The organism is Bradyrhizobium sp. AZCC 1721 (assembly GCF_036924715.1).
Classification (GTDB): domain Bacteria; phylum Pseudomonadota; class Alphaproteobacteria; order Rhizobiales; family Xanthobacteraceae; genus Bradyrhizobium.
Window position 1 is genome coordinate 982396 of record NZ_JAZHSB010000001.1, and the last position, 22651, is coordinate 1005046.

Here is a 22651-nt window from a genome sequence, read left to right on the forward strand (position 1 = left end):
AGGGCGCAAGGAGATGCCGCCTATTCCGAGAGCGACAGGATCAGCCCCTGATCCGGCGGCACGCGGCCGTTGAGGGTGTCGAGATAGGCGCGTTGAACCGCCGCGGGCCCATGGTTCTCGGTCACCTTCATCCAACGTTCCAGGTTCGGGACGAAGCCAGACCATGCGGCGCCGAACCGGATGTCGACGCCGCCCGGTCCCCACTCCTTGGCGCGCTTGCGGATGTAGTCCGGCACGAAGAAGAATTGCGGCTTGGCGCCGGGTAGTGCCTGTGCCGAATCCGCGGGCGACGACTTGCGATGCGTCAGCCCAACGATTCCGCTGTATTTCATTTGGTCGCCGAAGTGCTGGTGCAGCGTTGCACGTAATGGAGTATTGCCGGCCATGTCGACATAGGCGACCGCAGAGTTCGTCGGCAGCGAGCTTACGTCCTCATAGGTCACGACCTCGTCGTAACAGCCGAGCGATTTGACGAAGGTCGTGTTGCCCGGCGAGGTCAAGCCGATCGTCTTGATGCCGTTGTCTCTCGCATGCAGGAGGTGCGCGAGCCCGTAGGCGGTCTTGCTGGAAGCCGACGACAGCACTACGCCTTTTGCGCCATAAAACTCGTTCTCGGCGAGAAAGTCATCAACCAGGAACGAGAGCATGAACAAGGGGCGCAGCAGCGCCTGATAGTCGCCCTGCCTGCCTGCGAAGGAGGGATCGCCGCTGACGCGCGCATAGGCATTATAGACCGGCGCCACGCCCTGCCGGTGCGCGGCGGCATCGCGTAAGGCTCGCTTGGAGACGTCGGCAGCCTCGATGACGAGATGCGTCGACATCGGGAAGTAGCCGAACAGTATTTCGCCTGCGGCAATGCCGGGATGCTTCGAGGCGATCACCTCGCCAAATCCCCATACCGGAACGTTGCCGAAACCTTCGGGCGCCGGAAACAACTGCCAATATTTTAGATGATCGCCCAGCACGGCATAAGTGATGTTGTTGGCGGTGAGGGCGAAGCGCGTCACCTTTACCAGTAGCGTCTCGTCAGGCAGCGCGGCCGCGTCGGGCAGTTGCGTCTCGATGGTCTTGCATTGCTGCAGATCGTTGCGGGCGACGACGAAGTCGGTGGATGGCATTGTTTCGATCCCTGCTTCACCTGGCAGCGATCTTTGCGCCGTCTAATGACCGTTTTGCAACAGCAATTATGTTTAAAACGCTGTTCGGATTTGGTTGCAGGAAGGCTATCCTCGTCATTGCGAGGAGCGGAGCGACGAAGCAATCCATCTATCCCCGCGGGGATAGATGGATTGCTTCGCTTCGCTCGCAATGACGTGGAGGGAGCGGAGGGTTAGCCCTCACCCAATCGCCCGCAGCTTACCCTCGGCATATAGATCGCGCAGCTTGCGCTTAAAAATCTTGCCGGTGGCTTCGCGCGGCATGGCGTCCATGAACTGGATGTCTTTGGGCACCTTGAAATTGGCGAGACGTCCGCGCAAAAATTCCTGCACGGCGGCCGGGGACAGCGCCGCATCCGCTTCCGGCTCGATGCACGCAAAAAGCCGCTCGCCGAATTCGTCGTCGGGAACGCCGAACACCGCGCAGTCGCGCACGCCGTCCATGCCGATCAGCGCGTTCTCGATCTCGGCGGGATAGATGTTGACGCCGCCCGAGATCACCATATCGCGCTTGCGGTCGCACAGGAACAAATAGCCGTCTGCGTCGAGATAGCCGACGTCGCCGACGCTGACGAGGCCGTCGCGGCCGGCCTCGGCGCGGGCCTCGGCCTTGCCGTGATAGTCGAAATCCGGCACGGACATTTGCCGCATGAAGATTTCGCCGGGCTCGCCAACGCCACACGGCTGGCCGTCGGGGCGGAAAATTTTCACGACACCGCCTTCGATGGCGCGGCCGACGGTGCCGGGCTTTGCCAGCGCCTCTTCGGCCGAATGCCACACCGGGATGCCGGTCTCGGTCGAGCCGAAATATTCGTTGATGACCGGTCCCCACCAACCGATCATGGCGCACTTGACCTGCGGCGGGCAGGGCGCCGCCCCATGCACGACGAAGCGTAGCGACGACAGATCGTAGCGGCGCTTGACGTCGTCCGGCAGCCGCAGCAGGCGCACGAACATCGTCGGCACCATGTGCATGTGGGTAACACGATGACGCTCGATCAGTTGCAGCATGTCCTCGGGATCGAAGCGCGGTTCGAGCACGATTGTGCAGCCGCTGCGGAATGCCAGCATGCCGTAAGAGTTCGGCGCCGAATGGTACATCGGCCCGTTCATCAGGATGACCTGCTCTTCGTTCGGTTTGACGCCATAGGCGATGCCGCCGACCCGCGCCGAAGCCGCAGCCTGTTCCGGCGTCATCGGCTTGCGGCGCACGCCCTTCGGCAGCCCGGTGGTGCCCGAGGTATAGAACATCGGCGCGCTGCCGATCGGCGATTCCTGCGAGGGCGCATGCGTGTCGCGCCAACGGTCCCAGTCGGTCATACCGTCGGGGACTTGCGTCAGTGCGGGCGCGACGTTGAAGGCGGCCGCGATTTCCGGCGGCGTAGCCACCACCAGGAGCCGCACGTCGGCGGGCAGGCCATCGCTGATCTGCGGCAGCAGGTCAGCATGGCAGACCAGGATTTTGGCGCCGCTGTCGGCGAGGATGTAGGCGACTTCCTCGGCCTTCAAATGCCAGTTGATCGGCACCACTGGGCTGCCCAGCGCCGCGGCGGCGCTGGAGACTTCGAAGAACGCAAAATCGTTGCGCAGCATCATGCCAACGGGCACGCCGCCGCTGACGCCGAGCGCCTTGAAGCCCGCCGCCGCCCGCGTGATGCGGGCGTGGATGTCAGGGTAGCTGATCTGGCGTTCGCCGCTGATGATCGATGTCAAATTATCCTCCCCGGCCGGCCGAAGCCCTCAGCCCTAGCCATCATCCAGAATTTCGTCGAAGCCGATCCAGCTTTTGCCGTCGAAGCGACGCAGCCTCAATTGCTGGAACGGCAGATAGTCGTCGGCATCGGTCGATACCGTGATGCCCGGCAGCAACAGCGGCAACGGCACCTCGCGCAGCGACGCCGCCTGTTTAATGATGTTCTCGCGGCTGAGATCGCCCTTGCAGGCCATCAGAACTTTCACCATGAGGTTGGCATAATGATAGCCGGCGGCGTAGTTCGAATTGGTCAAATCCGCATTCGGCAGATGCTGCTTCATGAAGGCGAAATATTCCTTCACGCCGGGGTCATTGGCCCATTGCGCGTCCAGCGTGTCCTTCACGTTGCTGGATGAGATCAGGCCGACGGCGTTCTCCAGGCCAGCCGGTTCCAGGAACGAGATCGATGAGGCTGAGGTCGGCACGAACAACAGCTCAGGCTTCCAGTTGATCTCGGCCACGCCCTTGATCATCTGCGAGGTGAATTTGCCGAGCACGACGCCGAACATCACGTTGGCGCCGGAGGCCTTCAGCGTCGCAAGTTGCGAGCTGATGGTCGGCGCGCTGGTTTCGTAAGTTGCTTCCGACACGATCATGGTCGCGGCCTTGTCTCCCAGGCCGCGCTTGAAGCCGGCGACGTAATCACGGCCGAAATCGTCGTTTTGCGAAAGGATGGCGATTTTGGCGTCAGGCTTGGTCCGCAGGATATGCTTGGCATAGACGACGCCTTCGGACTGGTAGGCCGCCATTCCCGGCATGGTCCAGCGGAAATTCTTCGGATCGGCCCATTTGGTCGCGCCGCTGAGCACGAAGAGTTGCGGCACCTTCTTGCCGTTGAGGTAGCGATGCACCGCGTTGTTGGTGGCGGTCCCGAGCGAACCGAACATCAGCAGCACTTCCTCCTGTTCGACGAGTTTTCGGGTCTGCTCGACCGTCTTGGGCGGCGAGTAGGCGTCGTCGAGGCTGATGAACTTGATCTTGCGGCCGTTGATGCCGCCTTCGGCATTGATCTTCTCGAAATAGGCCTCCTGCGCCCGGCCGATGATGCCGAAGCCGGATGCCGGGCCGCTGTAGGGCAGCGTCTGGCCGATGCGGATCTCGTCTTTGTCGCCCTCGGCGAGAGCGGCAGTAGTTGCCAACACCGCGAATGCGATCGTCACTAAAGGTCGCGACACCCTCATTGTTTCCGTCCCTCTGTTTTGTTTTATTTGATTGGCTGTTGAAACCGGCGCGTCTTAGGCGCGCGCTCGGCTGAGAAAGTCACTGCTTGCGTCGGCGAATTCGCACCTGAGGCGCTCCACCAGTTCGGCGACCGGCGGCGCATCCGCAATCTGGCCGATGCCCTGGCCGGAGCCCCAGATGTCGCGCCACGCCTTGGCCTTGGTGTTGCCGCCGGAGCCGAAATTCATCTTCGACTTGTCGCTTTGCGGCAGATTGGCGGGATCGAGCCCCGCGGCCACGATCGACGGGCCGAGATAATTGCCGTGCACGCCGGTGAACAGGTTGGAATAGACGATGTCATGGGCGGCGTGGTCGATCAGCGCGGCCTTGTAGGCCGGATCGGCATTGGCCTCCCGCGTCGCGATGAAGCGCGTGCCCATGTAGGCCATGTCGGCGCCAAGCGCGAGCGCGGACGCGATACCCCAGCCATCCGAGATCGCACCCGACAGCAGCACGGTGCCCTTGAACCACTGCTTCACTTCGCGCAGCAGCGCGAACGGCGACAGCGTGCCGGCATGGCCGCCGGCGCCGGCGCAGACCAGGATCAGGCCGTCGACGCCGTGCTCGGCCGCCTTCCGCGCATGCTTGACGTTGATCACGTCGTGGAACACGACGCCGCCATAGGAATGCGCGGCCTCGACGATTTCGATCGGCGGGCGCAGCGAGGTGATGATGATCGGGACCTGGTGCTTCACGCAGGCCTCCATGTCCTTCATCAGCCGGTCGTTGGACGAATGGCAGATCTGGTTGACCGCGTAGGGCGCGACCTTCTTCTCCGGATGCAGCGCCTTGTACTCGCCCAGCTCGTTCTCGATTCGGCTCAGCCATTCGTCGAGCTTTTCGACCGGTCGCGCGTTCAGCGCCGGAAACGAGCCGACGATGCCGGCCTTGCACTGGGCGATGACGAGCTCGGGCCCGGAGACGATGAACAAGGGGGAGCCGACCACCGGCAGTTCGAGCGAATTGGCAAGCGAAGCGGGCAACGGCATTCGGTCTCTCCCTTGCAACGCAAAGCCGGGACTTAAAATCCGGACTGCGTCGATGATGTTGATTGAGGGCGCCGTACCGCGGGCGGAGCCGCCGGCCGGGCGCTGTTGTTGCCGCCACTATAAGGCTGGACGGCAGCCGCCGTCCGTTCAATATTGAACAGATGTTTATCCAGCTATGAACAGGCCGATCTAAACCGCGGGGAGCACCGATGGACTGGGACCTGTGCAAGACCTTCGTCGCGGTGGCCGAGACCGGCAGCTTCGCGGCGGCCGCGCGCCGCTTGCGCTCCAGTCATCCGACGGTTGGGCGCAAGATCGCCGAACTCGAAGGTCAGCTCGGCATTCCCCTGTTCGCCCGGTCCAACGAAGGTCTGTCGCTGACTTCGCACGGGCAGAAATTTCGCGAGCATGTCGATGCGATGGCCGCGGCGGCGTTGCGCGCCGAAGCCGCGGTATCGGCGACCGGTGCGCAGGCGCGCGGCGTGGTCAAGCTGTCGATCGGCGCCACGCTCGCCTCACACTGGCTGATGCCGCGGCTCGGGCCGTTCCTGCGCCAGCACGACCATATTCAGCTCGAGATTATCACCCATCCGTATCCGGCGAGCGTCCGCCGCCGCGAGGCCGACGTCGTGCTGCGCCCCGTCGACAGCGGCGAGGAGAATTTGATCGGCCGCAAGATCGGCCGGCTCGGCACCGGCTTTTACGCCTCGCGCGATTATGCCGCACGGCGGCGCCTGCCTGAGCGGCGCGACGAATGGAAGGGCCACAGCGTCATCGGCTTCGCCGACCGGTTGTCGAACGAGCGGCTGGCGCGCTGGAGCGACGCGATCACGCGGCAGGGTTCAATGGTGATGCGCTGCTCCTCGCAAGGCGACATGCTCGCCGCCGCACGCGCCGGTCTTGGAATTTCGACGCTGTCCTGTTTCGTCGCCACCGCCTATCCGGAACTCGTCCGCGTCGCCCCGCAAAAACTCGTCAGCGTGGCCGATCTCTGGCTGCTCGCCCATCCCGATCTCGTCGACCTGCCCGCCGTGCGCGCCGTGATCGATTTCGTCACGGTTTCCGCGCGGGAGGATCGGGTGAGGTTGCGGGGATGAGTTTGTCGGGAAGCACGCCTTCCCGTTTCTTCAGCACGCGATAATAGCTCCACCACAGATGCGCCGCCGCGCCGCGCAGGGGACGCCACGGTTCGGCCAGCGGCGCCATCTGCTTGGCGGTCGGACGCGTTTTCAGGCCGAGTCCGATTTTGACCGCCTCCTGCACCGCGAGATCGCCGGCCGGCCAGGCGTCGCCGTGGCCAAGGCAGAACAACAGATAGATGTCGGCCGTCCACGGGCCGATGCCGGGCAGGGCGGTCAGCGTGTGGTGGGCGGCATCCGCATCCTCTTCCGCCAGCACTTCGAGATTGAGCCGCTCGGCAGCCAGTTCGCGCGCGATGTTCTTCAGCGTCTTGATCTTGGCGGCCGAAAGCCCGAGCCGGCCGAGGCGGTCGGCGCGGGTCTTGCGGATCACCTCGTGATCGAACGGATCAAACGCCGCCGTCAGCCGCGCCCAGATCGCTCCGGCGCTGGCGATAGACAATTGCTGGCCGCAGACGATTGCAGCTAACCCCGCGAACCCTGGCGCGCGCTGCCGCAGCGCCGGCATGCCTGTGAGATCAAAAATCGGCTTGAGCCTTGGGTCTTGTTTGACCAACACATGGACGGCGTCTTCGAGATCGGACTGGCTGTTGAGGTGGATGGTCATTTCGAATGCTGTCAACTCACTGTCATGCGCGGGCTTGCCGGCTTCGCTAAGCTTCGCCGGCCTGACGCTGGTGCGCCCGGCGAAGCATTGGCGTAGCCGGGACCCGCGCATCCATCATATATCGTAAAAGGTTCTTGAACGATGGATTGCCGGAGCAAGCCCGGCAATGACAGTGTTGATAACTGATGCCGCCACCCGTTTTCCGATTTGCCCCCAGCCCGAACGGCTACCTCCATCTCGGCCACGCCTATTCGGCGCTCCTGAATTTTGACCTCGCGCGCGAGCGCGGTGGGCGGTTTCTGCTGCGGATCGAGGATATCGATGCGACGCGTTGCCGGCCGGAATTCGAGGCGGCGATCTATGAAGACCTCGCCTGGCTCGGGATTTCCTGGGAAACGCCGGTGCGGCGGCAATCGGAACATTTTGCGCGCTATCGCGAAGCGGTTGAAAAATTGGCAGGCTTAGGCCTGATCTATCCGAGCTTCGAGAGCCGCGCGGAAATCGGCCGTCTGATCGCGCAACGCGAGGCCGGGGCGCCCTGGCCGCGCGATCCCGACGGCGCGCCGCTCTATCCGGGCGTCGCGAAATCGCTGCCGCCGGACCGGCGCCAAGAGTTGATCGCGCAAGGCGCGCCTTACGCGCTGCGGCTCGACATGCAGGCGGCGCTCGCGTGCACGAAGGAACTGGCCTGGCAGGAGGAGGGTGCAGGGCCCGGTGGCGAGACCGGCGTCGTCGCCGCGCGCCCTGAAGCGTGGGGCGACGTCATCCTGGCGCGCAAGGAGACGCCGACCAGCTATCATCTCTCGGTCGTGATCGACGACGCCCTGCAGGGCGTGACCGACGTGGTAAGGGGCAGGGACCTGTTCTGGTCGACGAGCGTCCACCTGCTGTTGCAACAGTTGCTCGGTATCCCGCAACCGGTGTATCGGCATCACCGCCTCATCGAGGATGCGTCGGGACTCAAGCTGTCGAAATCGACGCAAGCCACGGCCTTGCGCGAATTGCGAGGGCAAGGTGTCACCCCTGCGGGTATTCGCAGTCTCGTCGGCTTGTCCAACGATTCCTGTAGTACTACTGCCGGTTGTTGAAAACGTCTCCGTGACACCAGCCGCCATCGCGTGTCATGCTGGTCGCGGCAGAGGAAGGGGGACCATGGCGGCAAAGCGGCGCTCACCAGGCACCACGGGAACAGTCAAGAAGCGGCGAGCGAAAAAGCGCGTATCCGGCGCCGCGGTCAAAAAACGCGGCACGCGCAAGTCCGCCATCGCTGCGCCCGGCATGGTCGAGACCGCACTGGCGGCCTTTGCTCACGAGGTCCGCACGCCGCTGACCGGCATTCTCGCGATCAGCAATCTGCTCGCGACCTCGGACCTCGACGAACGCGAACGGCGCTGGGTCGACACCATCAAGGCGGGCGCGGAACATCTGGCGAGCCTTGCGACCCTGTTCGTCGACGCCGCGCGCAGCGGCGGTCCGGGCCTCGAGGTGCGGCAGGACTTCTTCGACCTGCAGACGCTTGCCCGCAATGCCGGCGATTCGCTGACCGGGCGCGCCGCGGCCAAGGGCCTGCAGTCGTCGGTCGATATTTCCGAAAAGCTTCCAGGGTTTGCGATCGGCGATCCCGTCCGCCTGCGCGCCGCACTGGAGAACCTGATCGACAATGCGGTAAAATTCACTGAACAGGGCAGCGTTGGGCTGCAGGTCACGCCTGTGCGGGGTCCGAAGGGCAAGGTCGCTGTTTCATTCGCGATCTCCGACAGCGGGATCGGCCTTGCGCTGAGCGAAATCAAGCGCCTGTTCCGGCCGTTCTCGCAGGCCAATGCCTCCATTGCATCGCGCTTCGGCGGCGCCGGGCTCGGGTTGTCGTCGGTCAAGCAACTGGCGCGTGCCATGGGCGGCGACATCACCGTGACGCAACGCCGCGGCGGCGGCACCACCTTTACCCTCAACGTCGTAATGTCGCCCGCAAAGGACGTCGTGACGGCGGCGCCCGGTGCCGATGGCGAGGTATCGATCAGTTCGCCTCGGCCATTGCGCCTGCTCAGCGTCGAGGACAATCCGTTCGGCCGTGTCGTGCTCAACACGATCCTGACCGAACTCGGTCATCAGACCGACTTCATCGGCCAGGGCGAGGCGGCGCCCGAGCGGCTCGCGCAAGGCGCATTCGATGCGGTGTTGATGGACATGGTCCTGCCGGGAATCGACGGGGTCGAGGCGATCAGACGCATTCGCGCGCTGGAGCCGCCGCTCGGGCGCATTCCGATCATCGGCATATCAGGCCGCAGCGAGGACGAGGCGGCGTCGCGCGCCGCCGGCGCCGAGATCTTTCTGGTCAAGCCTGTGAGCCCGCGCGCCCTGGCGACTGCGCTGCATGCAGCGACATCCCCTTCGGCAGTTGCGACTTCATGATGGCTGCGTTCAGTTCGCCGCCGAAGACGAAAATCGCCGAAATGAAATACAGAAACACCAGCGCGATGATGACCGAGGCAAGCCCCGCATACATCGTCACGTAATTGCTGGCGAAGCGCGCCAGATACTGGCCGAACACGACGCCCGAGATCAGCGATCCCACCATCGTAAAGACGATGCCCGGAAGGATCTGCAGAAAACTCCGCCGGCCGCAGGGCAGCCAGGCATGCAGCACAAACAGCGCCACTGTCATCGCCGTGATCGTGATGCCATAGCGGGCGAAGGTGAGAAGGCTTTCGTTGGACTCGACGAAGAACGGAATGTGGCGGCGCGCCGTCTCCAGGATCAGCGGACCGAGCACGATCAGGAACGCCATCAACAGCGACGTGACGGCGGCGACCAGCGTATAGCCGATCGATTCCAGCCGCAGCCAGTACCACGCCCGCGGCTCGACCACCGAATAGGCGCGGTTCAGCGCGACCCGCAGCGCCTCGACGCCGTTGGAGGCGAAATAGACCGCCAGCACCGCACCGACGGTCAGGATGTCGCCGCGCGTCGTCGTCAGCACGTCGTGGATTTCGCCTGACAGCGCGTCGGCGACCTGTTGCGGCCAGGTTTGCAGCAACAGTCCGACGGCCCCATCGGCCAGTTCCTTGGAGCCGAAAAAGCCAGCCAGCGACGTCAGCACGATCAGGAACGGAAATAGCGCCATCAACGTCGACAGCGCGATGTGGCTCGCGATCGCCCAGCCGTCATCGGCGAGGAACGTATAAAACGCCTCCATGACGACGAGGTAGACGTAGCGAATGAGCTTCACATCTCACCTCGATCGGGGTATCGCGGTCCGGTCCTAAAGCCGGGGCTAGCATCTGATATTATTGGGTTAAAAGCCAGATCGTCGAGCAATAGTGCGAGAGTTGTGATCGTGTGGAAGTCAGCGCCTCGCGGTGTTATGTACCGCCGATGATATCCTTTCTGAGTTCGATCGTCCTCCCCATCGCGCTTGCGGCCGTGGCTATCGTGCTGTTGCTCGGCCTCGTCAACATGATGCGGGGCGGCTCGCCGAACCGCTCGCAGAGCCTGATGCGGCTTCGGGTGCTGCTGCAGTTCATCGCCATCGTCATCACCATGGTCGTGGTGTGGGCGTTGGGTAGATAAGGATCAGGAAAGGGGAAGCGGCCATGGTCGTGCTCAACCGCATCTATACGAAGACCGGCGACGACGGCACCACGGCGCTCGGCAGCGGCGAACGCCGCCCGAAATACGATCTGCGCATTAGCGCCTACGGCACCGTAGATGAGACCAATGCCGCTATCGGCGTGGTGAGGCTGCATCTCGGCGATGCCCGCGAACTCGATGCAATGCTCGGCCGGATCCAGAACGATTTGTTCGATCTCGGCGCCGACCTTGCGGTGCCCCAGCGCGACGGCAAGGCCGAGCGGCTCCGGATGCTGTCGAGCCAGGTCGAGCGGCTCGAGCGCGACATCGATGCGCTGAACGATCATCTCGCGCCGCTGACCTCGTTCGTGTTGCCCGGCGGTACCCCCGCTGCCGCATACCTGCACCTCGCCCGTACCATATGCCGCAGGGCGGAACGGGTCATGGTGGAACTCGCCGCGGGGCCCGAGGAGCCGGTGAGCGCGGCTGCCATTCAGTATATGAACCGCCTGTCCGATTTCCTGTTCGTGGCCAGCCGCGCCATGAACGATAATGGGGCCGGAGACGTGTTGTGGGTGCCGGGTCAGAACCGTTAAGGTAGGCCTTGAAGGTAGGGCCTTCCGCGGCCGATTTTTGGCTTTCGCGCGTTGACCGCCGATAGCGGGACCTTTAGGTTCCGCGCCCAAGCTAATAACAAGCTGATCAAACCCCAGAATTCAAGCGAAAGAGGATCGATGAAGGTTCTTGTGCCGGTAAAGCGGGTGGTCGATTTCAACGTCAAGGTCCGCGTCAAGAGCGACGGAACGGGCGTGGAACTCGCTAACGTGAAGATGTCGATGAATCCGTTCGACGAAATCGCGGTCGAGGAAGCGTTGCGGCTGAAGGAAGCCGGCAAGGCGACCGAGGTGGTGGTGGTGTCGATTGGCCCGGCGCAGGCATCGGAGACGATCCGGACTGGTCTCGCCATGGGCGCCGACCGCGGCATCCTGGTCAAGGCCGAAGGCAATGTCGAGCCGCTGGCGGTCGCGAAGCTTCTCAAAGCCGTAGCGGATGCCGAGAAGCCCGGCCTCATCATTCTCGGCAAGCAGGCGATCGACGACGATTCGAACCAGACCGGCCAGATGCTGGCCGCCCTGCTCGGCTGGTCGCAGGCGACATTTGCCTCCAAGCTCGAAGTCGAAGGCGCAGACTTCAAGGTTACGCGCGAGGTCGACGGCGGCCTGCAGACCGTGAAGCTGAAGGGACCGGCGATCGTCACCACCGACCTGCGGCTGAACGAGCCGCGCTATGCGTCGCTGCCCAACATCATGAAGGCAAAGAAGAAGCCGATCGACGACAAGAGCGCCGCCGATTACGGCGTCGATCTCACGCCGCATCTCGAAGTGCTCAAGACATCGGAACCGCCCGGCCGCAAGGGTGGCGTCAAGGTCAAGGACGTCGCTGAGCTCGTTTCCAAACTCAAGACCGAAGCCGGGGTTCTCTGATGACGACGCTATTGATTGCCGAACACGACAACGCGTCGATCAAGGATGCCACCAACAAGACGCTGACGGCAGCCGCTGCGCTCGGCGCCGACGTGCACGTGCTGGTCGCCGGCGAGAACGCCAAGGGTGCGGCCGATGCCGCAGCCAAGCTTGCCGGCGTCAAGAAGGTGCTGCTCGCGGACAATGCCGCCTATGCCCATGATCTCGCCGAGCCGCTGGCCGCGCTGATCGTGTCGCTGGCCTCCGGTTACGATGCTCTCGTCGCGCCTGCGACCTCGCGCTTCAAGAACGTGATGCCGCGCGTCGCAGCTCTGCTCGACGTGATGCAGGTGTCCGAGATCATCAAGGTGGTTTCGCCCGATACCTTCGAGCGGCCGATCTATGCCGGCAACGCGATCCAGACGGTGAAGTCCAAGGACGCCAAGAAGGTCATCACGGTGCGGACTTCGACCTTTGCCGCGGCAGGTGAGGGCGGCAGTGCTCCGGTGGAGAACGCCGCCGCTGCGGCCGATCCGGGCCTCTCCAGCTTCATCGGCGAAGAGGTGGCGAAGAGCGACCGTCCGGAACTGACCTCGGCAAAGATCATCGTTTCCGGCGGCCGCGCCATGCAGAGCCGCGAGAACTTTGCCAAGTATATCGAGCCGCTCGCCGACAAGCTCGGCGCCGGCGTCGGCGCCTCGCGCGCCGCGGTCGATGCCGGCTATGCGCCCAACGACTGGCAGGTCGGCCAGACCGGCAAGGTGGTCGCTCCGGAACTATACGTCGCAATCGGCATCTCCGGCGCGATCCAGCATCTCGCCGGCATGAAGGATTCCAAGGTGATCGTTGCGATCAACAAGGATGAAGACGCGCCGATCTTCCAGGTCGCCGATTATGGCCTGGTCGCGGACCTCTACCAGGCGGTTCCTGAACTGACCGACGCGCTCGGCAAGCTCGGAAAGTAACGGAACACCGGCCGGGCGCGCAAACGTCCGGCTGGTGTTTACCTTAAGCGGATGCGGGCGAAGGGGATTAAGCTTCGCGTGAAGAATACGTGCCAATGGTGGGACTGAAACCTCGCGTCTGATGATATCGTAGCTGAGGTTTAGAGATGAACAGGCGCGATATGCGCGCCGTTCCGGTGGATGACAAAATGGCGGTGACAATCAAGAAGGTCGGCGTGATCGGCTCGGGCCAGATGGGCCACGGGATTGCGCATGTGGCGGCGCTCGCCGGCTTGGACGTGGTGCTCAACGACGTCTCCGACGAACGACTGAAATCGGCGATGGCGACCATCAACGGCCATTTGTCGCGCCAGGTTGCCAAGCAGATCATTACCGAGGACGCGCGCAAGAAGGCGCTGGAGCGGATTACCTCCACCGAGACGCTCGACGGGCTTTCGGATTGCGACCTCGTAATCGAGACCGCGGTCGAAAAGGAAGAGGTCAAGCGCAAGATCTTTCACGAACTCTGCGCGGTATTGAAGCCGGAAGCGATCGTCGCCACCAACTCCTCGTCGATCTCGATCACCCGGCTCGCCGCCTCGACCGACCGTCCCGAGCGCTTCATCGGCATTCACTTCATGAATCCGGTGCCGCAGATGGAACTGGTCGAGCTGATCCGCGGCATCGCCACCGACGATTTGACGTTCGACACCGCCAGGGAATTCGTCACGAAACTCGGCAAGCAGATCGCGGTGTCCGAGGATTTCCCGGCGTTCATCGTCAACCGCATCCTGCTGCCGATGATCAACGAGGCGATCTACACGCTCTATGAGGGTGTCGGCAACGTCGAGGCGATCGACGCCGCCATGAAGCTCGGCGCGCACCATCCGATGGGGCCGCTGGAACTGGCCGATTTCATCGGGCTCGATACCTGTCTGTCGATCATGCAGGTACTGCATGAGGGGCTGGCGGATTCGAAATACCGGCCGTGCCCGCTCTTGGTGAAATATGTTGAAGCCGGTTGGCTGGGGCGCAAAACCCAGCGCGGTTTCTACGACTACCGCGGCGACAAACCGGTCCCGACGCGCTGACGATCGAGAATTCGTACAGATTCGTCGGTTGCACTCAGCTCACTCCTCCACCGCTCAGTTTCGCCAAGCATTCATTAACCGGTGCCGGGATACGGTGCCCTCAGGTTTGAGGAGTGCTGCGTATGGATATGATGGCTATGGTTTCGAGCATGCTTGCGATGCAGGCGGCGGGCACGCAGCAGCAGATCCAGACCTCGATCATCAAGCAGAATGCGGACGCCGAGAAGGCCGCGGTTCAAACGCTGCTCGGCACGCCCTCGACCGCCAATCTCGCCCCCGGCGTCGGCGGCAACCTCAATATTGCGGCTTGACAGTCTTGTAGGGTGGGCCAAGGCGCGCCTGCGCCGTACCCACCATCGTTGCGCACGGACAGGGTTTTGGTGGGCACGCTTCGCTTTGCCTAGCGCCTAACTCCCCGCCTTCATCGGCTGCATCGCGGCCTTGATCAGCTTGATGGCGTCGTCACTGGCCCATTCGGCGGGACCGGCAAGGTTGGCGATCTCGCAGCCCTGGGCGTCCACTAGCAGCGAGGTCGGCATGCCCAGTGCCTTGCCTATGCTCTTAAGATCCTGAAAAACCTTGGCTTTCTGGTCGGCGAAATAGCCGAGCCGGGTCAGATTGGCCTCTTTCAGGAAGTTCTTCGGTTTCTCGGGGTCGCGGGTGTCAATGTTGATGGCGACCACCTCGAAATCCTTGCCGCCGAGCTTGGCCTGCAGGCTGTCGAGTGCCGGCATTTCCTTGCGACAAGGCACGCACCAGGTGGCCCACAGGTTCACCAGCACCGTCTTGCCGCGCCATTCCGACAGCTTTCTTGGCTTACCCTCGGCATCCTCGAAGGCGAGGTCGGGCAGCCGCAGCGGTGTCGTCGCCATGGTCAGCGCGGCCACCTCGCCATGCGCCAGTGGCGATATCTTGCGGGCCAGTTCGACGGCTGCCGCACAGGACGGATCGCCGCCCGTTCCGCGCTTGAAGCCGCCGAGCCCGTAAAACGCGCCCAATCCGACGACGCCCGCAGCCGCTACCGCGCCGATGGCGATCGGGATCCGGCGCCTCGTGGCGGGGCGGGGCGGGGACATTTCGGGCATATCGTTTGTCATCCTGTGTCAGATACGGCTATGCAGGGCTCAAGAATGCGATCGGGGTTACGGTCGAATTACGGTCGAAACCGGCGCGGCGTTTCGCGCTGCTACGACGATATAGATGGCAGGGCTTGGGAAGTCATGAGCAACAAGATGTGGGGCGGCCGGTTCAGCGAGCGCCCCGATGCGATCATGGAGGAAATCAACGTCTCGATCGACGTCGATCGTCACCTCTATGCCCAGGACATTGCCGCGTCCAAGGCCCACGCTGCAATGCTTGCCGCGCAAGGCATTATCACCGCGAGTGATGCGAAAAATATCGGCAAGGGTCTAGACACGATTTTGTCAGAGATCGGCAAGGGCTCGTTCGACTTCAAGCGCGCGCTCGAAGACATCCATATGAATGTCGAGAGCCGGCTTTCCGAATTGATAGGGCCCGCCGCGGGGCGGCTGCACACCGCTCGCTCGCGCAACGACCAGGTGGCGACCGATTTCCGGCTCTATGTCCGCGACACGATCGACGAGATGGATGCGGCGCTGGCCGCCTTCCAGCATGCTTTGGCTGCCCGCGCGCTGGAGCATGCCGCAACCGTGATGCCGGGCTTCACTCATCTGCAGACCGCCCAGCCCGTCACCTTCGGGCATCATCTGCTCGCCTATGTCGAGATGGCGGCGCGCGACCGCGGCCGTTTTGCCGACGCGCGCAAGCGGCTGAACGAATCGCCGCTCGGCGCCGCGGCGCTCGCCGGAACCTCGTTTCCGATCGATCGCGCTGCCACGGCCAAGGCGCTCGGCTTCGAACGCCCCATGGCCAATTCGCTGGATGCGGTATCGGACCGCGACTTCGTGCTCGAAACCCTATCGGCGGCGTCGATCGCGGCCGTGCATATGTCGCGCTTTGCCGAGGAGATCGTGATCTGGACCTCGCCGCTGGTGGGGCTGGTGCGGCTCTCCGACAAGTTCACCACCGGCTCCTCGATCATGCCGCAGAAGCGCAATCCGGACGCGGCCGAACTGGTGCGCGCCAAGACCGGCCGGGTGATCGGCGCGCTCAACGGGCTTTTGATCGTGATGAAGGGGCTGCCGCTCGCCTATCAAAAGGACATGCAGGAGGACAAGCAGGGCGCGATGGAGGCGTTTTCCGCGCTCTCGCTCGCGATTCGCGCCATGACCGGCATGGTGCTCGATCTCGTCCCCGACGAGGCGCGGATGAAGGCCGCGGCCGGCGAGGGCTACGCCACCGCCACCGATCTCGCCGACTGGCTGGTGCGGATGCTGAAAATGCCGTTCCGCGACGCCCATCATGTTACCGGGCGAATCGTGGCGCTCGCGTCGAAGCAGGGCGTGGCGCTGCACGAATTGCCGCTCAAGGTGATGCAGGAGGTCGAGCCTGACATCACCGCGGACGCCCTGCGCGTGCTGTCGGTGGAGGCCTCGGTCAAAAGCCGGACCAGTTATGGCGGCACCGCGCCGAAGAACGTGCTTTCGCAGGCCAAAGCCTGGCTGAAACGGCTGGAAAAAGAGCAAAAATCGGGCTGAGCGAAAATTTCGCTGCAGTTTCTTGGGTTTTTCCTTGGGTTTTTCTTGGGTTTCCGTGGCCGATCGGCACTCGCCAGACTGCGGTAACCTTTGTATGGTGCGGCGCGCATTGGGGATTTTCGTCGTGATCAGTAACTACCGCCCGTCATCGTCGGGATGGGCCATCATCGTGTTGAGTGTGACCGCGCTCGCACTCGGCGGCTGCGGACGCAAGGGCGGGCTCGATTTGCCGCCAAGTGCGCCGCCGCAGGCGCAGGCCACGTCGGATACCGAGGCCGAGCGCGCGGCGCAGCCCGGCGTCTTCAATTCGACCTATGGATCCGAGGCGGGCCCCAGCGCCCCCAAGGGCGGCAAGAAGAAATTCGTTCTCGATCCGCTGCTGGACTGAGCACGCCATGAATCACTTCGACTATCGCAACGGCGTGCTGCACGCCGAGGCCGTGAATCTGTCCGAACTCGCGGATGCCGTTGGCACGCCGTTCTATTGCTATTCGACCGCGACGCTGGAGCGCCACTACCGCGTCTTCACCGAGGCCTTTGCCGGCGAGAAGACGCTGGTCTGCTACGCCATGAAGGCCAATTCCAACCAGGCGGTGCTGCGCACGCTGGCGAAACTTGGTGCCGGCGCCGATGTCGTCTCCGGCGGCGAGTTGAAGCGGGCGCTGGCGGCGGGGATTCCGCCCGGCAAGATTCTGTTTTCCGGCGTCGGCAAGACCGAGATGGAACTGCGCGCGGCGCTCGCGGCCGATATCCTCTGCATCAACGTCGAGTCCGAACCCGAACTGGAACTGCTGTCGAAGCTCGCGGTCGAGACCGGCAAGACCGCGCGGATTTCGTTGCGGGTCAACCCTGACGTCGACGCCGGCACGCATGCCAAGATCGCCACCGGCAAGTCCGAGAACAAGTTCGGCATTCCCATTGCACGCGCACGCGAGGTCTATGCCCGTGCGGCCAGCTTACCGGGGATCGAGGTGACCGGCACCGATATGCACATCGGCAGCCAGATCACTGATCTCTCCAAGATGGAAACCGCGTTCCGGATTCTTTCCGAATTCGTGCAGACGCTGCGCGCCGACGGCCACACGATCTCGCATATCGATTTCGGCGGCGGGCTCGGCATCCCCTATCACGCCGACCGCGAGGCGCCGCCATTGCCGTCGGCCTATGCCGCGATGGTCAAGCGGGTGACGCACAATCTCGGTTGTACGCTGATGTTCGAGCCCGGGCGGATGATCGTCGGCAATGCCGGCATCCTCGTCTCCCGCGTCATCTATGTGAAGCCGGGCGAAGCCAAGAACTTCGTCATCATCGACGCCGCGATGAACGATCTGATCCGCCCGACGCTCTACGAAGCCCACCATGACATCCTCCCGGTTCGCGAGCCGGCCAAGGATGCGCGGACGATCACGGCCGACGTGGTCGGACCCGTCTGCGAGACCGGCGACTATCTCGCGCTCGATCGCAATTTGCCCGAGCCCAAGGCCGGCGATCTCCTGGCCATCATGACCGCCGGCGCCTATGGCGCGGTGCAATCCGGCTTCTACAATACGCGGCCTTTGGTGCCGGAAGTCCTGGTCAAGGACGACCAGTACGCCGTGGTCCGCCCCCGCATCGAGGTCGATGAACTGATCGCGATGGATAAGCCGGCGCCGTGGCTGTGATGACACTGGTGGCGCGACAACAACGATGTCGTCCCTGCGAACGCAGGGACCCATAACCACAGGCGTTAGTTGTTTCGCGACCTGCTCGTTATTTTTCTTTTCTAAGCAACACCGGCCGCGGAGTATGGATCCCTGCGTTCGCAGGGACGACGGCGGCGTCTATTTGGCCGCGTTACTTCTCTTCCCGCCACCGCCGACCACGACTCCCGCCGCCTTTTCGATCGGCTTGATCGCCGCGGTGAAATCCGACTCCGCGCCCTCGTCGCGGATGATGATCTCCCAGAGCCGGCCGACCGCTTCGGCGACTTCCATCGACAGTCCCAGCGATTTCATCTCCTCCAGCGCAAGTCGCACGTCCTTCACCATCAGTCCCGTGGCAAAGCCGAAATCGAAACTGCGCGGCAGCACCGAGCGCGGAAACTTGTCACGGCTTGCCGTGTTCAGCCCGGAACCTGCGTTGATGACGTCGATCATGACGGCTGGATCGAGCCCTGCCTTGACGCCCATCACAACCGCTTCCGACGTCGCCACCATCGCGGTCGCCGACAGGAAGTTGTTCGCCAGTTTCATCGTTTGCGCCGAGCCGGGCTTTTCGCCGATGAAAAACACTTTTCCGATCACGTCGAGCGCGGGTTTTGTCAACTCGTAATCGGCGCGCGGGCCGGAGACCATCACGGCCAGCGTTCCCTTCTCGGCGCCGCCGACGCCGCCGCTGACGGGGCTGTCGATCTGCACGATGTCATTCTTCGCCAGAAGACCGTGAATCCTGGCCGCCATCTGCGAGCCGACGGTAGAGAGATCGACGAAGCGTTTGACGCGCCTCCCTTCGATCACGCCACCTGCGCCGGTCGCCACGTCAAGCGACGCCTGCAGCGACGGCAGGCTCGCCAGCACCGTCTCGCAGCGGTCGGCGATATCCTTCGGCGACGATGCCGCCTGCGCGCCGAGCGCGCCGAGCTTGCCTATGGCTTCCTGCCGCGTATCGAACACGGTGAGTTGATGCTTGGCCTCGATCAGGCGGCGCGCCATCGGGAAGCCCATCTTCCCGAGGCCGATGAATCCGATTTCCATGGTGCTGCGCCTCAGCCCTTGTCCAATTCCGCGAACACCTCGCGCGCGATGCGAAAGCTGTCGACGCCGGCAGGGATGCCGGCATAGATCGAAACCTGCATGAAGATCTCGCGGATCTCGTCGCGGCTGACGCCGTTGGTCAGCGCGCCCTTGATGTGCGCCTTCAGTTCGTGCGGACGGTTCAGGATCGAGATCATGGCCAGATTGAGCATGCTGCGGGTCTTGCGCGGCAGTTCCTCGCGGCCCCACACCGCGCCCCAGCAATATTCGGTGACGAGTTCCTGGAACGGCTTGTTAAAACTATCGGCGCTCTTCAGCGCGTTGTCGACATAGGCCTCGCCGAGCACCGCTTTGCGAATTTCCAGCCCCTTGTCGTGTGTCTTCTGGTCCATGTCGCTTCCTCGTATTTTTACGGTTCGGCGCGAACGTTACGGGGCGGGACGCCCGCAGTCACGCCTTCGTGTAATGTTATGCGTATTTCCGGGTGTGGGTTACCCCGGGGACGGGTGCCTCATTGCCGCCGTTGTGCTAGGCTGACTTGTCGACAACCCGGAGAGATTGTTGAGCGGCGCCACCCCCGACCCCACGAAGCCAGCGCGCGAGCCGGACGCCGTCGCGCGGCTTCAACTGACGCAGGCTCTGCAACGGGCCCAATACGCGATTGCGTGGGAACGTACCTGGCCAGGGCTCGTCCGGTTTCTGAGCGTCATTGGGCTGTTCCTGGTGGTGTCCTGGGCCGGATTGTGGCTGGCGCTGCCGTTCCTTGCACGCGCGATCTGCCTTGGCCTGTTCGCCCTCGCGGCGCTGGCCGCATTGTTCCCGCTCGTGCGGTTTCGCTGGCCGAGCCGCGAAGAGGCGTTGAGCCGGCTCGACCGCGGCACCGGCATTCGCCATCGCCCGGCGACCGCGCTGACCGACACACTCTCGATCAGTGATCCGATCGCGCAGGCGCTGTGGCGGGAGCAGCGGGAGCGCACGCTGGCCTCGATCAAGCGGATCCGCGCCGGGCTGCCTTCGCCGCGGCTGGCGATCCACGACCCCTGGGCGCTGCGTGCGCTGGTCATGGTAATGCTGGCGGCCGCCTATGTCGCCGCCGGCGACGAGCGCCGGCTACGAATTGCTGCGGCATTCGACTGGAACGGCGTGCTGGCGCCGGCCAACGTCCGGGTCGATGCCTGGGTGACTCCGCCGCTCTATACCGGCAAGCCGCCGGTCATTCTGTCTGCCGCCAACAGGGATGCGGCTTCTCCCGATAGCGGGGCACCATTGCCGGTGCCTGCAGGCAGCACGCTGCTGGTGCGTTCCAGCGGCGGCAATATCGACGTCGTGGTCGGCGGCGGCGTGACCGAGGTCGCGCCCAGCGAGCAGGCGCCGAAGGGCACCAACGAACGGCATTTCAAGATCACGGGTGACGGCACCGCGCATGTCCGCGCGCCCTCCGGCCAGCCGCTGTGGCGCTTCGCGGCGACGCCCGACCGTGCCCCGACCATCTCGCTGGCGAAAGATCCGGAGCGTCAGGCCCGCGGCTCGCTGCAGACGTCCTACAAGCTCGAGGATGACTACGGCGTCACCGAAGCGCGCGCGCAATTCGCCGTCCGTGTTCCCGATTCCGGCAAGGAAGGTAACAAGGAAGGTAACAAGGAAGACAAGAGCAAGGAGGCCGAGAAGGCCGAGCCACGGCCGCTGTTCGAGCCGCCGCAGTTTGCGCTGGTGCTGCCGAATGCGCGCACGCGCAATGGCGTCGGCCAGACCGTGAAGGATCTCAGCGAGGATCCCTATGCCGGCGCCGATGTGACGCTGACGCTCACGGCCAAGGACGAGGCCGGCAATGAGGGCAGGAGCGAGCCGTTCAACATGCGGCTGCCGGAACGGCTGTTCACCAAGCCGCTCGCCCGCGCCCTGATCGAACAACGCCGCATTCTGGCGCTCGATGCCAATCAGAATTCGCAAGTTTATACCGCCCTCGATGCGCTGATGATCGCGCCGGAACTGTTCACGCCCGAAGCCGGTCACTATCTCGGTCTCTTCAGTGTTAAGCACCAACTGGAGGAGGCGCGCACCGACGCCGCGCTGCGCGAGGTCGTCGCCAGCATGTGGGCGCTTGCCGTCACCATCGAGGACGGCAACATCACCGACGTCGAGAAGGCGCTGCGTGCGGCGCAGGACGCGCTCAAGCAGGCGCTGGAGCGTGGCGCCACCGATGAGGAGATCAAGAAGCTGACGGATAATCTGCGCGCTGCGCTGGACAATTTCCTGCGCCAGCTCGCCGAGCAGTTCCGCAACAACCCGCAGCAACAGGCGCGCCCGCTCGATCCCAACACGAAAATGCTGAGCCAGCAGGATCTCAAGAACATGCTCGACCGGCTGGAGCGGATGTCGCGTTCCGGCGACAAGGATGCCGCCAAGCAGCTATTGGAACAACTACAGCAGATGCTGGAAAATCTGCAGATGGCGCAGCCCGGCCAGGGCGGCGACAACGAGATGGAGCAGGCGCTGAACGAACTCGGCGACATGATCCGCAAGCAGCAGCAATTGCGCGACAAGACCTACAAGCAGGGCCAGGATTCGCGGCGCGACCGCATGCGCGGCAAGCAGGGTGACAAGCAGGGCGATCAGGGCATGGGCGACCTGCAGCAGGACCAGCAGGGCCTGCGCGACCGCCTGAAAAAGTTGCAGGAAGAGCTCGCCAAGCGCGGCATGGGCCCGGGCCAGCGCGGCCAGCAGGGTCAGCGTGGCGACCAGCAGGGCCAGCAGGGTCAAGGCCAGCAGGGGCAAGGCGGCGAGCAAGGCGATGGCGAGGACGGGCTCGATCAGGCCGATTCGGCCATGGGCGATGCCACCGGCCGGCTCGGCGAGGGCAATGCCGATGGCGCGGTGGACTCGCAGGGCCGTGCGCTGGACGCGCTGCGCAAGGGCGCCCAGAGCCTTGCGGAAGCCATGCAGCAGGGTGACGGCGACCAGCCGGGCGACGGCCCCGGCAACCCCAGAGGCCGCCAGCAGGGCGCCGCCAACTCGACCGATCCGCTCGGACGGCCGATGCGCCATAACGAATTCACCGACGACTATTCGGTGAAGATCCCCGGCGAGATCGACGTGCAGCGGGTCCGCCGGATATTGGAAGAACTGCGCCGCCGTCTCGGCGATCCGGCCCGTCCGCAGATCGAACTGGATTACATCGAGCGGCTGTTGAAGGATTATTGAGGGGCTAGGCCTGCGCGGCCGCCCTCGCGCAAACTGTCATCACCCGCGAAGGCGAAGGCGGGTGATCCAGTATTCCAGTAACGTCAGCGCTAGAATCGAAAGGCCGCGGCGTACTGGGTTGCATGATGGCGTCGCCATCCTGTTGGATGGGGCGCCGGCGGCCCCTCGA

The 22651-nt window shown here is 63.8% G+C and carries 22 protein-coding genes; 13 read left to right on the forward strand and 9 right to left on the reverse strand.

Annotated elements, in window-relative coordinates:
* Window positions 1-20 precede the first annotated feature (20 nt).
* The 4 genes from V1273_RS04765 to V1273_RS04780 form a co-directional block, all read right to left on the reverse strand.
* Window positions 21-1118, reverse strand: a complete 1098-nt coding sequence (locus V1273_RS04765; protein ID WP_334408880.1) for a DUF2855 family protein — start codon at window positions 1116-1118, stop codon at window positions 21-23.
* Window positions 1119-1337: 219 nt separating this feature from the next.
* Entirely contained in the window at window positions 1338-2870 is a 1533-nt protein-coding gene (locus tag V1273_RS04770) for an acyl-CoA synthetase (protein WP_334408881.1), read from the reverse strand.
* A gap of 33 nt (window positions 2871-2903) precedes the next feature.
* Window positions 2904-4091 carry an ABC transporter substrate-binding protein gene (locus tag V1273_RS04775; RefSeq protein WP_334408882.1) on the reverse strand — a complete coding sequence of 396 codons (1188 nt, stop codon included), beginning with the start codon at window positions 4089-4091 and terminating at the stop codon, window positions 2904-2906.
* Between the two features lie 54 nt (window positions 4092-4145).
* Window positions 4146-5120 carry an NAD(P)H-dependent flavin oxidoreductase gene (locus V1273_RS04780; protein WP_334408883.1) on the reverse strand — a complete coding sequence of 325 codons (975 nt, stop codon included), beginning with the start codon at window positions 5118-5120 and terminating at the stop codon, window positions 4146-4148.
* Between the two features lie 209 nt (window positions 5121-5329).
* Between V1273_RS04780 and V1273_RS04785 the strand changes: the two genes are divergently transcribed.
* Window positions 5330-6217, forward strand: coding sequence for a LysR family transcriptional regulator (locus V1273_RS04785; RefSeq protein ID WP_334408884.1), 888 nt, complete (start codon window positions 5330-5332; stop codon window positions 6215-6217).
* Here V1273_RS04785 and V1273_RS04790 read toward each other — a convergent pair.
* Window positions 6174-6866 carry a DNA-3-methyladenine glycosylase family protein gene (locus tag V1273_RS04790; protein WP_334412171.1) on the reverse strand — a complete coding sequence of 231 codons (693 nt, stop codon included), beginning with the start codon at window positions 6864-6866 and terminating at the stop codon, window positions 6174-6176. The genes V1273_RS04785 and V1273_RS04790 overlap by 44 nt on opposite strands.
* A gap of 185 nt (window positions 6867-7051) precedes the next feature.
* On the opposite strand from V1273_RS04790, the gene gluQRS reads away from it, so the two are divergent.
* Together gluQRS and V1273_RS04800 are read left to right on the forward strand one after the other, a co-directional pair.
* Window positions 7052-7954, forward strand: a complete 903-nt coding sequence (gene gluQRS, locus V1273_RS04795) for a tRNA glutamyl-Q(34) synthetase GluQRS (protein WP_334366507.1) — start codon at window positions 7052-7054, stop codon at window positions 7952-7954.
* 64 nt (window positions 7955-8018) lie between these two features.
* A complete protein-coding gene (locus V1273_RS04800) occupies window positions 8019-9275 on the forward strand; it encodes an ATP-binding protein (protein WP_334383784.1) in 1257 nt (418 codons plus the stop codon).
* On the opposite strand, the gene V1273_RS04805 is transcribed toward V1273_RS04800, so the two are convergent.
* Window positions 9199-10092 carry a YihY/virulence factor BrkB family protein gene (locus tag V1273_RS04805; RefSeq protein WP_334366509.1) on the reverse strand — a complete coding sequence of 298 codons (894 nt, stop codon included), beginning with the start codon at window positions 10090-10092 and terminating at the stop codon, window positions 9199-9201. The genes V1273_RS04800 and V1273_RS04805 overlap by 77 nt on opposite strands.
* 146 nt (window positions 10093-10238) lie before the next feature.
* Here V1273_RS04805 and V1273_RS04810 point away from each other — a divergent pair, with 146 nt between their 5' ends.
* The 6 genes from V1273_RS04810 to V1273_RS04835 all read left to right on the forward strand — a co-directional run bounded on the left by V1273_RS04810 (window position 10239) and on the right by V1273_RS04835 (window position 14242).
* Entirely contained in the window at window positions 10239-10433 is a 195-nt protein-coding gene (locus V1273_RS04810) for a twin transmembrane helix small protein (protein ID WP_334366510.1), read from the forward strand.
* 23 nt (window positions 10434-10456) lie between these two features.
* Window positions 10457-11029 (forward strand): cob(I)yrinic acid a,c-diamide adenosyltransferase, encoded by a 573-nt coding sequence (locus tag V1273_RS04815; protein ID WP_334408885.1) that lies wholly within the window; start codon window positions 10457-10459, stop codon window positions 11027-11029.
* A 138-nt stretch (window positions 11030-11167) separates the two neighbouring features.
* Window positions 11168-11917, forward strand: coding sequence for an electron transfer flavoprotein subunit beta/FixA family protein (locus V1273_RS04820; protein WP_334366512.1), 750 nt, complete (start codon window positions 11168-11170; stop codon window positions 11915-11917).
* Window positions 11917-12861 (forward strand): electron transfer flavoprotein subunit alpha/FixB family protein, encoded by a 945-nt coding sequence (locus V1273_RS04825; RefSeq protein WP_065745934.1) that lies wholly within the window; start codon window positions 11917-11919, stop codon window positions 12859-12861. Before V1273_RS04820 ends, V1273_RS04825 begins: the two co-directional genes overlap by 1 nt.
* 188 nt (window positions 12862-13049) lie before the next feature.
* A complete protein-coding gene (locus V1273_RS04830; protein ID WP_334366514.1) occupies window positions 13050-13931 on the forward strand; it encodes a 3-hydroxybutyryl-CoA dehydrogenase in 882 nt (293 codons plus the stop codon).
* A 122-nt stretch (window positions 13932-14053) separates the two neighbouring features.
* Window positions 14054-14242 carry a putative motility protein gene (locus V1273_RS04835; RefSeq protein ID WP_028348190.1) on the forward strand — a complete coding sequence of 63 codons (189 nt, stop codon included), beginning with the start codon at window positions 14054-14056 and terminating at the stop codon, window positions 14240-14242.
* A 96-nt stretch (window positions 14243-14338) separates the two neighbouring features.
* Here the strand turns inward: V1273_RS04835 and tlpA are convergent, their stop codons facing one another.
* Window positions 14339-15016: a thiol:disulfide interchange protein TlpA gene (tlpA, locus tag V1273_RS04840; protein WP_442893707.1), complete on the reverse strand. Its 678-nt coding sequence runs from the start codon at window positions 15014-15016 to the stop codon at window positions 14339-14341.
* A 135-nt stretch (window positions 15017-15151) separates the two neighbouring features.
* Between tlpA and argH the strand changes: the two genes are divergently transcribed.
* The 3 genes from argH (at window position 15152) to lysA (ending at window position 18210) form a co-directional block, all read left to right on the forward strand.
* On the forward strand, window positions 15152-16549 hold the full coding sequence (argH, locus tag V1273_RS04845; RefSeq protein WP_334408886.1) for an argininosuccinate lyase: 1398 nt from the start codon (window positions 15152-15154) through the stop codon (window positions 16547-16549).
* A 124-nt stretch (window positions 16550-16673) separates the two neighbouring features.
* On the forward strand, window positions 16674-16937 hold the full coding sequence (gene lptM, locus V1273_RS04850) for an LPS translocon maturation chaperone LptM (protein WP_334366517.1): 264 nt from the start codon (window positions 16674-16676) through the stop codon (window positions 16935-16937).
* Window positions 16938-16944: 7 nt separating this feature from the next.
* A complete protein-coding gene (gene lysA / locus V1273_RS04855; protein WP_334408887.1) occupies window positions 16945-18210 on the forward strand; it encodes a diaminopimelate decarboxylase in 1266 nt (421 codons plus the stop codon).
* Between the two features lie 159 nt (window positions 18211-18369).
* Here lysA and V1273_RS04860 read toward each other — a convergent pair whose 3' ends face one another.
* Both V1273_RS04860 and V1273_RS04865 read right to left on the reverse strand, forming a co-directional pair.
* Window positions 18370-19281 carry an NAD(P)-dependent oxidoreductase gene (locus V1273_RS04860; protein WP_334408888.1) on the reverse strand — a complete coding sequence of 304 codons (912 nt, stop codon included), beginning with the start codon at window positions 19279-19281 and terminating at the stop codon, window positions 18370-18372.
* 11 nt (window positions 19282-19292) lie between these two features.
* The gene (locus V1273_RS04865) at window positions 19293-19673 is read right to left on the reverse strand and encodes a carboxymuconolactone decarboxylase family protein (protein ID WP_065743820.1); all 381 of its coding nucleotides are present in this window, start codon (window positions 19671-19673) and stop codon (window positions 19293-19295) included.
* Between the two features lie 169 nt (window positions 19674-19842).
* Between V1273_RS04865 and V1273_RS04870 the strand changes: the two genes are divergently transcribed.
* Window positions 19843-22482: a TIGR02302 family protein gene (locus V1273_RS04870; RefSeq protein WP_334408889.1), complete on the forward strand. Its 2640-nt coding sequence runs from the start codon at window positions 19843-19845 to the stop codon at window positions 22480-22482.
* The last annotated feature ends 169 nt before the right edge of the window (window positions 22483-22651 follow it).

Bases quoted from the DNA above. Each gene is read 5' to 3' on its own strand.
- V1273_RS04820 (WP_334366512.1), top strand. From the start codon at position 11,168: ATGAAGGTTCTTGTGCCGGTAAAGCGGGTGGTCGATTTCAACGTCAAG.
- argH (WP_334408886.1), top strand. From the start codon at position 15,152: ATGAGCAACAAGATGTGGGGCGGCCGGTTCAGCGAGCGCCCCGATGCG.
- V1273_RS04865 (WP_065743820.1), bottom strand. From the start codon at position 19,673: ATGGACCAGAAGACACACGACAAGGGGCTGGAAATTCGCAAAGCGGTG.
- V1273_RS04835 (WP_028348190.1), top strand. From the start codon at position 14,054: ATGGATATGATGGCTATGGTTTCGAGCATGCTTGCGATGCAGGCGGCG.
- V1273_RS04775 (WP_334408882.1), bottom strand. From the start codon at position 4,091: ATGAGGGTGTCGCGACCTTTAGTGACGATCGCATTCGCGGTGTTGGCA.
- V1273_RS04810 (WP_334366510.1), top strand. From the start codon at position 10,239: ATGATATCCTTTCTGAGTTCGATCGTCCTCCCCATCGCGCTTGCGGCC.
- V1273_RS04790 (WP_334412171.1), bottom strand. From the start codon at position 6,866: ATGACCATCCACCTCAACAGCCAGTCCGATCTCGAAGACGCCGTCCAT.
- tlpA (WP_442893707.1), bottom strand. From the start codon at position 15,016: ATGCCCGAAATGTCCCCGCCCCGCCCCGCCACGAGGCGCCGGATCCCG.
- V1273_RS04800 (WP_334383784.1), top strand. From the start codon at position 8,019: ATGGCGGCAAAGCGGCGCTCACCAGGCACCACGGGAACAGTCAAGAAG.
- V1273_RS04860 (WP_334408888.1), bottom strand. From the start codon at position 19,281: ATGGAAATCGGATTCATCGGCCTCGGGAAGATGGGCTTCCCGATGGCG.
- V1273_RS04830 (WP_334366514.1), top strand. From the start codon at position 13,050: ATGGCGGTGACAATCAAGAAGGTCGGCGTGATCGGCTCGGGCCAGATG.
- V1273_RS04780 (WP_334408883.1), bottom strand. From the start codon at position 5,120: ATGCCGTTGCCCGCTTCGCTTGCCAATTCGCTCGAACTGCCGGTGGTC.
- V1273_RS04815 (WP_334408885.1), top strand. From the start codon at position 10,457: ATGGTCGTGCTCAACCGCATCTATACGAAGACCGGCGACGACGGCACC.
- V1273_RS04765 (WP_334408880.1), bottom strand. From the start codon at position 1,118: ATGCCATCCACCGACTTCGTCGTCGCCCGCAACGATCTGCAGCAATGC.
- lysA (WP_334408887.1), top strand. From the start codon at position 16,945: ATGAATCACTTCGACTATCGCAACGGCGTGCTGCACGCCGAGGCCGTG.
- gluQRS (WP_334366507.1), top strand. From the start codon at position 7,052: ATGCCGCCACCCGTTTTCCGATTTGCCCCCAGCCCGAACGGCTACCTC.
- V1273_RS04825 (WP_065745934.1), top strand. From the start codon at position 11,917: ATGACGACGCTATTGATTGCCGAACACGACAACGCGTCGATCAAGGAT.
- V1273_RS04785 (WP_334408884.1), top strand. From the start codon at position 5,330: ATGGACTGGGACCTGTGCAAGACCTTCGTCGCGGTGGCCGAGACCGGC.